Source organism: Bacteroides sp. B1-V-101, from assembly GCF_023656585.1.
GTDB lineage: Bacteria > Bacteroidota > Bacteroidia > Bacteroidales > Bacteroidaceae > Bacteroides > Bacteroides thetaiotaomicron.
The window spans coordinates 42,055-56,989 of sequence record NZ_JAMOKH010000040.1; the positions used below are offsets into that span (position 1 = coordinate 42,055).

The 14,935-nt window shown below is 44.6% G+C and carries 5 protein-coding genes; 1 reads left to right on the forward strand and 4 read right to left on the reverse strand.

Annotation, left to right across the window (positions count from 1 at the left end; translation table 11 throughout):
* Nucleotides 1-51: 51 nt before the first annotated feature.
* From NBH01_RS21790 to NBH01_RS21805, 4 genes are all read right to left on the reverse strand, one after another.
* Nucleotides 52-4,080, reverse strand: a complete 4,029-nt coding sequence (locus NBH01_RS21790; protein ID WP_234141742.1) for a glycoside hydrolase family 2 TIM barrel-domain containing protein — start codon at nt 4,078-4,080, stop codon at nt 52-54.
* A 91-nt stretch (nt 4,081-4,171) separates the two neighbouring features.
* A complete protein-coding gene (meaB, locus tag NBH01_RS21795) occupies nt 4,172-5,266 on the reverse strand; it encodes a methylmalonyl Co-A mutase-associated GTPase MeaB (RefSeq protein WP_225679573.1) in 1,095 nt (364 codons plus the stop codon).
* Nucleotides 5,267-5,277: 11 nt separating this feature from the next.
* Nucleotides 5,278-6,345 (reverse strand): DUF1573 domain-containing protein, encoded by a 1,068-nt coding sequence (locus tag NBH01_RS21800; protein ID WP_225679571.1) that lies wholly within the window; start codon nt 6,343-6,345, stop codon nt 5,278-5,280.
* A gap of 235 nt (nt 6,346-6,580) precedes the next feature.
* Nucleotides 6,581-12,349: an alpha-2-macroglobulin family protein gene (locus NBH01_RS21805; protein WP_225679568.1), complete on the reverse strand. Its 5,769-nt coding sequence runs from the start codon at nt 12,347-12,349 to the stop codon at nt 6,581-6,583.
* 868 nt (nt 12,350-13,217) lie between these two features.
* On the opposite strand from NBH01_RS21805, the gene NBH01_RS21810 reads away from it, so the two are divergent.
* Entirely contained in the window at nt 13,218-14,774 is a 1,557-nt protein-coding gene (locus tag NBH01_RS21810; protein WP_225679566.1) for a PD-(D/E)XK nuclease domain-containing ATP-binding protein, read from the forward strand.
* Nucleotides 14,775-14,935: the final 161 nt, after the last annotated feature.

The following is a 14,935-nucleotide window of genomic DNA, read 5'->3' on the forward strand; positions in this document are numbered from 1 at the left end:
AGATATTATTGACTTTGAGTCAGTCTCTTTCTGCTATATATTCAATAATTCTTAGTTAGCCAGAATCGTTATCTCCGCACCAGACGCAAAATCCTGTCCGTTCTGTTCGCTTAAAGCCGTGAAACGGATATAACGTGCCTTCACCGGTTTGTCAAACAAGACTCTCTTTTCTTTGGAGTCCCTTGCGAACGTTCCTTTATTAACAGGCTCTCCCCATTCTTTTCCATCCATGCTGACCTGAATAGAGTAATCCTTGATATTACCGTTTCCTCCATTCTGTCGTGGCAGGTAAGTAAAGCCTTTGATTTCCTTGACTTCACCGGCATCCAGATCTACCCAATGCGGGTATTTGGCAACTGTCACCGAATACATGGTATGCCAGATGGTATTCGGATCACCATCAGTCAGATGAGAAGCATCGCCTTCACCCGATTCCTGACTGCTGGCGTATACGACTTGCGTCTGAATGCTTTCTATTTTATCAAATTTCATTGTGCTGCTGATATCCTTACTATCCTTATACCATGCCTTGATCGTACCTCCGTTACGCATAGGGACAGGCTCTGTGTATTCCTGCACTTTCTTACTTCCGTCAATGCTATAACAAATGACAGCATCTTTCTTTGCCGAAGTCAATTCGACCATTCCGGCAGGGGTGCGTGTGATAGACAGAGGAAGATCTCCCGCAGGAGCAACATTGGCAACGACACTCAGTTCCTTACCGGCAGGACGAATGATAAAGCCCATGCTGTGCTGATTGGCAAACACACGGTCGTGTACAAGAGGACCTCCCTGACCACAACTGTTACCACCCAAACCAGTCACTGCACAATCCAAATGCAGATAGGTATCGCCTGCCTTCGGCAACTGATAAGGATGGGAAGCCAAAATCAGATCGAGAGCCGAATACTGAAGTGCCGAAGCCGAAAGACGGTCGGTAGCTACGAAGACAGCTCCATTCCCTGCCGGATTGGTCAATGCACACCAGCGAACATCTTCGTGATTGCCCATATCCTGAGGTTTCGGGAAGTTTACGAACTCACCTGCTACGCTATTCGTATACTGTTCGATAAACTGTCCGCTCTTACGGTCGGCATAGTTATCTATCGGTCCGCGTCCGTAATAAGTGAAGTTACTGTATTGTTGGGGAACTTTCATCACATAACCCAAACGTGGCAGAACCAAACTTGAACGATTGGAAGTAATGCTGGACTGCAATTCGATAGAACCGTCCGGATACACTGTCCATATCTGGTTAGTGACAAATTTAAAGTCATTGCTACCGAATTTTCTGTCGGTCAGTTCTTCGATGCTATTCTTACCGGAGCTTGTACCGCCCTTAATGCGTGCGGCATTCGGTGCCTGAGATTCTACCGTAAAGCTCAACACCAAAGTGCCATTGCCTTTATTCAGTACTTTATATTCAGTTGCTTTATGAATCAGATTGTGCAGACCATGTTCGAACCAGGGAGCATAGAACCAGTTATCATTGTTTGTAAAAGCACGGAGAGCATCGAGCTTCGGCCCGTTGCCATCGGCGATAACAGTCTCGTTGCCATACTTCAGACTGTAGATACTTCCGGTTTGCGGGTCAAATATGGCTTCAAAGTCAGTTCCCTTTATAAGGATGTGCTTCGTATCCTTGTCCAGCACAAATCCATCCAGTTTTGCTGCATTGGCAGTTACTTCACTGATGGACGGACGATCTGTAGCCTCCTTTATCAAAATCTGTTCCTCTGCCATCGGGAAGCCTTTGGCAGCCCAAGGTCTTTGATCTTTCTGTATAAACTGCAGCTTCATAAAGTACTCCGCATCTCTCTTAAGAGAGGCATGATCATACGGCAGAGTGATCTGTGTGCGTTGGCGCGGAGCTACATTGATATCCATCGGTTTACCGGTCATTATCGGTTTGCCGTCTTCATAAAGCGAATATACCAACTGGTAATCTTCCGCCAAATTCTTAAAGTAGTACTTGTTGAAGATCTCAAACACACCCTTTTCAGTATCTATCGCCTTTACGCCGATGTGCTGATATACCTTTTTCACTTCATAGTACTGAGGCTTCGGTTCAAGGTCACCAAACACGATGCCGTTCATTACAAACTGACCATCGTTGGGAGTATCGCCAAAGTCGCCGCCGTAAGCCAGATAACGGACACCTGTCTTCGGGTCATAATTGTACATAGACTGGTCTACCCAATCCCAGATGGCACCGCCACAGAAGAAATTGGTCGACTCCATAGCTTCCCAGTAATCTATCAGATTACCGCAGGCATTCCCCATTGAATGGGCATATTCGGATATATGGAACGGATACTTGATATCATATTTCCCCTGCACGGCTCCACGTACCCAGCCGATAGACGGATATTGGTTGGAACCCATATCTACAATGTCATTATTACGCTCATATTGCACAGGGCGGGAAGCATCAAACTCCTTCAAAGCATCATAAGCCGCCACAAAGTTCTTGCCCGGTCCGGCTTCATTGCCCAACGACCAGATAACGATAGAAGGATTGTTGACATTGGCATGCACCATTTCCATCACACGTGCCACGTGCGCATTTTTCCATTCCACCGGATGAGAGAGGGAGGCAGCACCATAATAATATTCGTGCGATTCTATATTCGCCTCATCTTCGAGATAAATACCGTATTTGTTGCACAGGAAATACCAATACGGATCATCCGGATAATGTGAATTACGTACATGATTGATGTTGGCACGCTTCATCAGCATAATCTCTTTCTCCATCATCTCACGGGTAATGGCGTGCCCTACTCCCGGATTGGATTCGTGGCGGTTCACTCCTTTCAGTTTGACCGTCTTTCCGTTCACATAATAATAACGTCCGGCAAGTCCGAATTCATCTTCGGAAGCAGGAGTATCCTTAATCTCCACTTTGCGGAAACCGACAATGGTGGAAACCATTTCAACAGTTCTGTTCTTCTTATCCTTCAGTTCGGCTACCAACGTATAGCGATAAGGAAATTCAGCCGACCACTTATTAGGAGCCTTTACCTTAAGAACAGTCTGAACACTACCGGTTTCATTCGGAGCGATTTTGTCGATCACAGGAGATAAGAATCCGTCTACTAAGGTATTCTCATCAGAGTACAATTTATTGGCATATAAAGAGTAATATACCTTGTAGTCTTTGATGGCTTTCTTATCCAGATTACGGATTTCGGCATTGACAGTCAGCGAACCGTCCGTATAAGTCGCATCCAAATCGGGTGTGGCAACCAAGTCACGGAAATGAACTTTGGGAACCGAGTACAAGGCAACCGTACGGAAGATGCCCGGCAGACGGAACATATCCTGCGCTTCGAGGAAGGAACCGTCCGAGCTACGATACACTTCGGCGGCTACGGTATTCTTGCCTTTCTGTAAATAGGGAGTGATATTGAAATTAGCGGTATTACGCGAGTTCTTGGAGAAGCCTACGTACTGACCATTGATCCACAGGTAGAAGAATGAATCGACACCAACGAAGCTGATAAAGACTTCGCGTCCGTCCCAGTCCTGCGGGATTTCGAAATCACGGCGGAAGGAACCTACTTCGTTCCGATCCTTGTAAGTAGTCCAGTTGGCAGGAGGAGTACGCATCACACCTCCGCGCCAGTCATCCACTTTCACGCTGTGCTGGAAGATGACCGGTTGGTTGACGTAGATAGGCGTTCCGTACTTCTGGCTTCCGTCCTTTTGAATGCCATAAATATTCCAGCTTGAAGGTACGGGAATCGCATCCCATGAGCTGACATCATACTCAGTCTGATAGAAATCTTTGGGGCGGGAGTCGGGGTCGGGTGCCCAGTGGAACTTCCAGTCACCGTCGAGTGACTGCCAGAACTTACTGTTTTCCGGCAATACCTTGCGGGCATTATCCAAATGCTGGAACGGAAAGAAATAAGCATGCGGCTGCTCTTTGTTGAGCGCCAGGTTTTCGGGAGATTCCCACTCTTTTCCTGTAGGAGCATTCACCGAACCATAGGTGAATCCTTCTAACGGTTGGTCTGCAAAGCTCTGTATTGACAAACTACAACACAAAAGCCCGGTTAATAAGGTTTTGTTCATTAGGTGTAAAGTTAACAATTGGTTATTAATTAGGGTATAGTTATCGGGGGTAAATGTTCGGTCGTTTTAATCCATCACTGTTTCTGCTTTATCATCGTTTTAATTCGTCAAAATAGGTATCCAGCAGGCTCTTAGCAGCGATAAACGAAGTAAGATTTCCCTGCAGCACTTGTTGTTCCTTCTCCTGAAGCATCGCTTCAATCCGAGGATTGTGATAGAAGCTATCACGGAGCTGTTCATTGATCGTTTCGTACATCCAGTACTTGCTCTGTTCATTACGGCGATAGTCAAAATAACCGTTCTTCTTCACGAAGTCGATATATTCATACACCATGTCCCAGATTTCCTTCACGCCGATATTATAAAAACCGGAGTAAGTCAGCACCTTCGGAATCCATCCCGATTCGGGAGCCGGAAACAGATGCAGCGCATTACGGAACTGACTGGCAGCCAACTTGGCAGGTTCCAGATTATCTCCGTCGGCTTTGTTGATGACAATACCGTCCGCCATCTCCATGATTCCTCGTTTGATGCCTTGCAATTCATCTCCCGTACCTGCCAACTGAATCAGCAGGAAGAAATCCACCATAGAATGAACAGCCGTTTCGCTCTGTCCCACTCCGACGGTTTCCACAAAGATTTTATCGAATCCGGCAGCCTCACAGAGCACAATCGTTTCACGGGTCTTCCGGGCAACTCCTCCCAACGAACCAGCTGAGGGGCTGGGGCGGATAAACGATTGGGGATGTACGGAAAGTTGTTCCATACGTGTCTTGTCTCCCAGGATACTGCCTTTACTGCGCTCACTGCTCGGGTCGATAGCCAGCACCGCCAACTTCCCGCCTTTTTCGAGCACATGCAGACCGAATACGTCAATCGAGGTACTCTTTCCCGCACCGGGCACTCCACTGATACCTACACGGATGGAATTGCCGGAATAAGGCAGACATTTCTCGATCACTTCCTGGGCGACAGCCTGATGTTCGGGCTTCACGCTCTCTACCTGTGTCACAGCCTGACTGAGAATAGTGACATCGCCTTTCACAATACCTTCTACAAATTCCGCTACCGAAAGCTGACGCTTTTTGGGCTTACGTTTCAAATAAGGATTCACGGATGAGGGCTGTTCGATGCCTTTATTGACAATGAGTCCTTTATATTCTTCGTTATTTTCAGGATGTTCCATGATAATAAGAGTTAGCGTTTGATATTTATTTCAACTTTCGGACGCAACGGGTCGTTTGTAATCATCAAGATACGTAAATGATGTTTCTTATTACCTACATCCCGCTTGTGGATCGTCACTTTCAACTTGGTCATTCCGTCCGGCGGAATGACCGTCTTTTTCAGTCTTACTCCTACAGAAGAGTTGAATACCTGTAGCTTGCTGATGACTAACGGGGTCTTGCCCGCATTAGCAATCAATATATCATGGCTGACTTTATTCTTCTTGATCAACGGAATACTCAGGTCAATATTCGTCTCCGAGATGTGGATGGAAGGAGCATTCAAAGAATCTTTCTCCGTCATACGCGAGAAATCGGGAAGAAGAATAGCCGAAACGGGTATCTCATTGTCTTCACTCACTTTATCACCGGAGAAACGGGACAGGTAGACAGAGGTCTGTGTCAGCCCGAAGTCCTGCAGCTGGCTGGCATCCAGTGTCAGCTTGATCGTTCCTTTTTTACCCTTCAGCAGTACTTTAGGTTCCGCTTCCATCTTCAGATAAGGAGGCAGGTGCATCAACACCGGTTCGTACGGGCGGTCGGAAAGATTGGCAATGCTGAACGTCATAGACGGTTGCTGTCCGCGATAGACATCGGGGAAGGAGAACTCGTCACGGTCAATGCGGATATTGCCGATGGCATACGGAAGAAGTTTTGAATAATCTTTGATTTCCTGCACTACCTCACCGGTGAATTTCAGATAAACCAGATTCGGAGTGGCATTGCTGTATATGCCTATCGACTTGTCAAAACGTCCCAGCGCTTTCGCGTCAAAAGAGGCTTTCACAGTTCCTTTGGCACCCGGAGCAATGGGTTCCTTTGTCCAGTCGGCTACGGCACAGGCACAGGAAGTCGTGACATTGGTCAGCACCAACGGCTCGTTTCCGGTATTAGTGATGGTATATTCTACTGTTACCGGCTTTTTCCATTCTATTTGTCCAAAGTTGTGCGTCTCCTTGTTAGAGGAAATACGGGGTTGGGCAACAGCCGCCAAAGTGACAGTAAGCAGAGCAAATATCAATAGTAAAGTACGTTTCATGTGATATATTTTATTTTGGTCCACAAATGTAGGAGTTTTAGATGAGTTTTTCATCACAGATTACATAGATTAACACCGTTTGAGAAAATACTTTACCCAGTGACAACTCCTGCAACGCGGTATTCATCAACAAAAAGTTCCCCACCGATGAAGGAAGCCTTCATCGGTGGGGAACACCTTCCTCATCGGTGGCGAGTGCCCTGCTCACCGGTGGGGAAGAAATCTTCTCTGTGCGTTATTTAATAATAATTGTCATCGAAGCCGAATGCGAAGCGTATTCCGGCGCATAGGCGCATTGCATGGTTGCCAAACCTGTCTCATAGGTTCCCGCTCTGCTGATACGATAGCTATGTTCCAACACATACACTCCTTTTCCTAAATGGTCAAAGAAGAAATTGGTGGAAGCATCCTTGATGTCTACGTAATAGCCGATTCCATTACTCCAGTTGTAACCGGATACGCTGCCGATCGGTTCGAAGCAGGCGCCCCGCTGGTCTTTCAACTGTACGAAGTCCATCGGACGGTCTGCACGAATGCTCAAACGGGAAACTACTTTATCGCCTACCTGAAGAACGGTCTTTTCTGTAATAGGCTGTAGTTGAGGAGCATTGTTCACCATACGTTCCACATACAGTTGCTTTTGCACATTCAGTTCTCCTCCCTGTTGTCTCACATCCTTGATGGGTGATTCATATTCCGCGTAAACGGCTCCCCACGCGATGCCCGGATTTCTCTTTTCGACTTCTATCTTACGGGCGTCCACTACATTCTTCTGTGTAAACGAGCGTTTGATATAGCCCAGTCCCGGTACGGTAGTCTTGCTTGGAGAGACAGTTTCCAGCACCTCCTTTGCAATGACAATACGCACGTCTCCCTGATTATCGAGCAGGTTTACGCCTTTCATCAGTAAGGCATAGACAGCATCGGCAGTAGCTACCGGAGAATTCCACTGTTGGGTCTGTTTCTGTTTGAGCAGCCAGAGTTTCATTTCTTCTACGGTATCGTTATTTCCGCCTGTCAGTTCCAGTGCTTCCATTACGTCTACATGAGCCTGCATTTTCATTCCGCCCCAGGAATAGGGATTTTCATTGAAGGCGAAGAACATTCCCTGTTCGTCCGTCTTCGTCAGATGTTCTTTCAGTGAAGCGATGAACTCCTGAGCTTCTTTCTTCCGTCCGGCCTTATCCAGAATGATAGCGGCAATCGCTTTCGTATCCATCGAAGCGGTCGGAAGCATTTCGCCTATCTTGGACAGATAATAAGTATAGGCGGCTTTATTGGAAACCGGAACTTGTTCGCCGGACAGAGCGATCAGATACAGATATTGCAGGATACTTCCGGAAACACCTGTAAACTTCACACCGTCTTTCTGTGCTTTGAGAATTTCTCTATATTCCTTCAGAGCTTCCTGATGGAGATAGGTAAAGGCATTCTTCTGCAAGGCAAGCGCCGTGCCGCTTGGTTGTTCACCCGTCATCATAGCCAGACGGGCATTCAATTCGGCAATGTAGGTAGTGACGTAACGGCTGCCGGTCATACCTTTATACCACGACCATGCTCCGCTTGAATTCTGCAATTCCTGCAATCTTGTCAATGCGGCAATGTTGTTGCTACGGATATTGTTCAGATCGAACAGAGTGGCGATACGTTCTTTCTGCTGTTCTTCCGTTTGCGCTTCGAGTACCCACGGAGATTCGGATAACAGGATATTCTTCACTTCCTGGTTCTTTTGCAGGTTGCTCAGGAAGGTTTCCTTTGTTCCACCCTGTAGCTTCCAGCTATCGAATACAGCTTTAATACGTGGCTGGCTGTTCATGATGTAGGAAGCCAGTGTATTTGCGTAGTAAGCGGTAGCCCACGAAATGGCATTATTATTTTCCGGAAGGCTCAATGAAGGCAATGCCTGAATAGCATACCAGGCAGGATTTCCGGTAAATTCAATGGTTAGCTTACGGTCGGTTGCCGTCTTACTGTGATGATTGAACAGGCTGTCGAGAGAGAAAGTACGTGTTTCTTCTCCACGGACAGGCATCGGAAGCGTTTCTACCAGATGCTCTTTATTGCTGAGCACCGGAAGTAACTGCTGTTCGCCATCACTGAAGGTACCGCTGTCGGCTATCATCCGGCATCCCAGTATCTCGTATTTATCACTCACGGTAAACATGAAGCTGACGCCGATTGTCTTTCCGGCCTCTACGGTAAACTTCTGTTTCTGTGTGCTGATTACCTTTTCCGTCATCGGATCAAAGAGAATCATGCTCACCGTACCGACCTGCGGCTTTCCGGTCATGTTGGAAATGGAGGCGGCAACAGATGTCTTATCTCCGACACGTACGAAACGAGGCAGATTAGGAGTCAGCATAAATTCTTTGCTTGTAGTGGCTTCACCGTCCAGTGTGCCCATCAACATACCTTTGGTATGAGAGTAACCGCGGAAGTTCCAGCGGGTCAGGCTTTCGGGCATAGTGAAGGAGAAGGAAACTTCGCCTTGTTCATTGGTACGAAGTTGCGGGTAGAAGAAGGCTGTTTCCGCAAGGTTCGTACGCAGGTCGGCGGGAGCTTCGGGAAGGGTTTCTTCCTCGGATGCGCCGTCCGGCTTGCCTGCCTCTACTGATACCAGCTCTGATTCAAATACTGCATCCTCAGCAACACTTCCAGCCAAACCAGGTACATATTTTGCTTCCGCCTTACTTCTCGAAACGCCCCGTATCATCATACTGCCCGTCATTGAGGCCTGCTTTTGCACACCATATCCTCTGACCATCACTCCCGGCACCATTCCATTCAACGCCTGGTCCATCGACATCGTTCCCTGCGTCACAAAATGGTCAAATTCCATTGCCGGCACTTTAAGGTATTTATGATTCCACCAGTAGTTGAAGGAGTTATTACCGAAATATCCGCTCATCCAATTGGAATAAGGGATGATCTGATTATAGTAAATACTAAAATTCTGTTTTCTATTCCATATCTTATCCAGCGAAGCATCGTACATAGTTGCTAGCATTTCTGCCTCGGCAGCCTGTCCCTGCGGTGTCTTAATAGTCAGTTTCCATTCTTCTTTCTGTCCGGGACGCAGCTTATCACGGAATACTTCCCATTTCATGGTCAATGTCTTGTCCGGCAGACGCTTTTTCAGCCTTGCCTGTTCCTGATAGACTTGTCCGTCTCTTACCATACAGAAACTTACCAGTACTCCGTCACCATAGCTTTCCTGATATGGATATTTAAAATGTACAATTGTGTCGGACAGATTCATAGTCTTGCTTTCCAGCAACTTATTACCGGAAAATACATTCATCATCACATAAGCATCTTTTTTCGAAGTTCCGAAGCAGAACACGGCCGGATGCGTTGCATCAAATTCCGTATTTGCCTCATAGAACCAAACGGTCGTTTCTACCGGCGGACGGTTATCTTCGCGGGAGAAAAGAATGGTGTTGGCCTCAGCCGTCACTTCTTTGCCCTGTCCATCTTTTACGACTGCTTTCAACACATACGGTCCGGAAGGAAGGTTTCCCCACTCAATCGTCATTTCTTCGTTGGAAGTAAATGTACCTGTTGCAGCCGGATTCTCGTCCAGTTGCTTGAAGTCCGCATCTTTCGCCTGATAGAGGGAGAATGTGCCCTTCACTTCAACAGGCTGCCCATTCAGATTTTGTACCTTGAATACTGTGTTAAACGGTTGATTCTTACAGGTCTTCTCTTTTAATTCTGTTTGTAGAATCAGTGAACGGTTACCTGCTGCTATCACATCTGTAGACGACTGTGTTTCACCTGCTACATTGGTTGCAGTAGCCTCTATCGAGTAGCGGTAATAGATTCTGGTATTATTCTTATAGGCGTTATTTTCTTCCAAAAAAACCGGAATCGTAAATTCCCCGTCCTCATTGGCAATTACCTCACCGGAAGCAATCTGCGTACTTTCCGCCAGTCTCCAAAGATCGACAACAGAACGCTTCACTGTATATTTTACCGGAAGGTCTTGCAGCAACACACCGCTATAAGACTGTATCTTACCTTTCACCTCTACCTTATCGCCCAATTGATAACTGCCCTGCTGCTTGTCGAAAGTAATATCAAACGTCGGACGTTTATAGTCCTCCACGCGAATATTCGTTCTTCCCTCGCCGGCTTTCAACGAAAACATCCCATTCAGACAAGCGAATGGCAATGCAAAATCGACGGTAAACGAGCCGAATTCATTGGTACGAACCGCTTTCTGTCCAACTTCCTGATTATTTGCATCCATCAAAACAACAGTATAGTTCTTGTTCGGAAGTACATCTGCCGTATCAGATTTCTGTACATAGGCAATTCCTTTCACATATACGGTCTGACCGGGACGGTACAAAGAACGGTCCGTCAACAAAGTCATTCCTTCGGAGACCTTGTTTTCATCTCCGTAATATCCATAACTTCCACCGTAAATGCTTTGAAACGGCATACCGGTATCGATACCTTTAGCAGCTTTCAAATATCTGTATTCGGATTTCCAGGGGAAGACAACTTTGCCATCTGCCCCGGTTGTATATTCCTGCAATACTTTTTCGTCATTCGTATAAAGAGTTATTTTCGCGTTCGGTATAGGGTGTCCCGTTTGCCCGTCCAGCGTCACTACCTCATATTGATTTCCCGGCAAACGGCAGGTCAATACTTTGAAACGTGTCACATTGAATTTGCTTTCACTGTCTCTCTTGGCACGAATATCCGGAACGATACGCATTACATATTGTCCGACTTCCGGCGCTTTAAAGGTAAATACCGTATCCTGCGTCCGGTAGTCTTCGGGACGAAGAACTGCAAAGTGCTGTTCCTTTATCAACTTCTTTGCCTGATAAAGACGAAGTGTAAATCCATCCAGATTCTTGTGCGAAGCTCTTATTTCGATTTCCTCACCAGGGAAAGCTGTTGCAGCCGCAGTTACATTCAGAAACGGTGACAGGATGTCTTCGCGCAAATTCTTCAGAGCATTAATTCTACGATAACCGGGGTATAAACGGATGGCCTCATCACAAAGCTGCAAAGCTGACGTTTGCTGTTCTTTTTCAATCGCATAGCGAGCCTGGGCCAAATAAACTTCAGCACAAATACTCTCTGATTTAAATCTGCTTTTCAGTTCATTCAGTGCAGTAACGTAGGTATCTTCTGTTAATCCCGACAATCCTTTCTTCAGTTCGAAAGACCGGATGTTTCTATCTGAATCCCGTCTCCACTCTAAATAGCTGAGCGCTGTCAACACATAGCCTTCTTTCAAACCGGATGCTTTATAAGCAGCAATCATATTTCCATAAATTGCTATAATATCCTGTTTCACCGAAGATTCTTTTTCAGCAGACGAATCTTCCGAAATATCTTCCACCGGAGTGGCACGATCCAATCCCGCTACCTGCTGCAAAGCTACAATACTGCGGGTAGCCAGCAGATGATACATATCATGATGATAGTATTCACTTGTTTCGCCCAACTCAACAAAAGGAATATAAGTACGTGAAGATGTGTTAAGCAATAGTACGGAATCCGCCATTGCTTCCCTTACGTTTGTTCTCACTTTCTCTACAAACATGTTTGCTGTCCACTCCCTCATATCTGCCGAAGGAGCTTCACCTACAATCTCTGTCCGTTGCCGGAGTTGCCATTGATTGTTAAAAGCATACATTGAATAAATCTCGGCTATCAGCGAATGTAATACAGCTCGGTCCATGGGTTGGTCAGTTTGCTTTGCCCACAGTTCCAAACCATTCAGGTTCGTATACAGGCTATCTGGGGTCAGCATATCCCGGTATCTCATCCGCCACATATACGCTTTCAGCATTTGTGGAGAGTTCTTTTCTTTCTCCCCTTTCTGATAAATCTCGCCAGTCAGTTTTATCACAGTCTCAGGCAGGCTCTTCTTTTCTGCCTGCTCCACTTGTTTCCATAATTTGTCGTAAGTTTGTGCCTGCACTGCCGGAATCACTCCCAGACATAACAGCACCAGCATACAAATCTGCCTTATTTTCATAATCTTTCCAGTTTAAGTTTGATATATATCTGTATAAATAACAAAGTAAGGAATAAAAGTTTAAAGATTTATTCTTTTTCAATTAATTTTCAATAATTGTCTTATTTCATCTGATACCAAATTTGAAAAAGAGACAGCAATGTTCGATTTTTAAGATTATATTAGAAATTCAGTTGATCAAAAAATAGTGAACCAGCAAATAATTCGCATAAATAAGTGTAATAATATGCAGAAACATAGACTAATATTACATAAAGGTACGTGAAATATGCATCTTTTCTTACCAACAAAACCTTCGTTGGTTTAAAACCAACGGGATGTTCCTTTTAAACCAACGACTCTTTCCTCACCGAGGAACTTATTTATCACCGGCAAAAAAGTAATAAAAGAGGCATCGGGAGGCTATTTTTCTCTAGTTTATCGACAATAACAAACATGATAACAATAGCATAATGAATCATCAAATTTCAATAAAGTTACCAAATAACCAGTTTAAGATCAAGACAGCTTCAATTTAATCACAAAACCATCCAATTCATAAAAAGAGTAAATATCATAGTTACAAATGCCGAAGCTTTTTCATTCTATATTTATATGATGTTGGCATTAGCGTCTTCCTGACTGCTTAAATATTCTTTTTTTAAAGAAGATCCTTTTTTCACCATAAGACCGATATATACACAAATAGAAATAAAACAGGTGAGGAGCTAAAAGAACGTATCCTAATATGGGAAGATACCAAGAATATGTTATGTGAAAAGAAATACGAAAATAAAAATGGAAGAAAACAACAATATACTTTTTGATCTTTGATTTTCCCCTATTTAGTTCTATCTTTGTCTATGTTTCATATAAAAATGTAATTTAGATGGACGAGAGATTCAGACGATACCCGATAGGAATACAGAATTTCGAAGATTTGCGAAATAATGGTTATGTGTATGTTGATAAAACGGAGTTAATTTACCGTTTGACAAACACAAATAAGGTTTATTTTTTAAGCCGTCCCCGACGATTCGGGAAAAGTCTGCTAGTGTCTACACTCGAAGCTTATTTTTCCGGAAAGAAAGACTTGTTCGACGGATTGGCAATGGAAACTCTGGAAAAAGAATGGGCGGTTTATCCGGTGCTACATATTGATTTCAGTGTGAGTAAATATATGACTGCCGAAGCGTTAGCAGCCGTCATTAATTACCAGTTACTGCAATGGGAGAAATTATATGGACGCGAAGAAGGAGAAACGACTTTCAGCCTTCGCTTAAAGGGGATTATACAACGCGCATATACACAGACCGGCAAGCCGGTTGTGATACTTGTAGATGAATATGATGCTCCCATGCTGGACAGTAATAACAATACAGAATTGCAAATGGAAATTCGTGATATTATGCGCGATTTCTTCAGCCCTTTGAAAGCGCAAGGCCAATATATCCGTTTTCTTTTTATCACAGGTATCAGCAAATTCAGTCAAATGAGTATCTTTAGCGAACTGAACAACTTGCAAAATATCAGTATGTGGGATGAATATAGCGCTATATGCGGCATTACCGAACAAGAGGTACACACACTGCAAATCGATATTGAACAGATGGCTCAAGCCAATAACGAAACATATGAAGAAGCTTGTACTCATCTGAAACAACAATATGACGGATATCATTTTAGTGAAAATAGCGAGGATATTTATAATCCATTCAGCCTGTTCAATGCTTTCGCACAAAAGAAGTATTCCAATTTTTGGTTTTCTACCGGTACTCCCACTTTTTTGATAGATCTCCTGCAAGAAAGTAACTTTGATATCCGTGAGTTGGATGACACTACTGCAACAGCAGAACAATTTGATGCTCCCACTAATAGAATTACCGACCCTCTTCCAGTACTTTATCAAAGCGGCTATCTCACTATTAAAGGATATGACCCGAGTTTTCAGCTCTATACACTAGCTTACCCCAACAAGGAGGTCAGGAAAGGATTTCTCGAATCTCTTATGCCTGCTTATGTGCATTTACCCGCACGAGAGAATACATTTTATATAGTATCATTTATTAAAGACTTACGTGCCGGAAATTTGGATGAATGTTTGGAAAGACTGAAGTCCTTCTTCGCTTCTATCCCTAATAAGTTAAATAATAAGGAAGAGAAACATTACCAAACCATCTTTTATCTATTTTTCAGGCTGATGGGACAATATATAGATGTGGAAGTAGATACAGCTATCGGAAGGGCTGACGCCATCGTAAAATTACAAGATACCCTTTATGTCTTTGAATTTAAAGTGGACGGTACACCAGAAGAAGCATTGGCGCAGATTAATAGTAAGGAGTATGCCATTCCCTATCAGGTAGGAGACTGGAAAATAATAAAAGTGGGGGTAAACTTTGATAGTGCGACAAGAACTATCGGCACATGGAAAACAGAAAGATAAAGAATGCGGATTAGCCACTATCCAGCCTAAATGACAGAAATCGAGTAGGAGGAAAACGAAGTAGAAGTTTTCCTCCTACTTTCGTTTTCCGACCTCTCACACCACCGTACGTGCCGTTCGGCATACGGCGGTTCTCTTAACTGCGATGCAATTGGGTATAA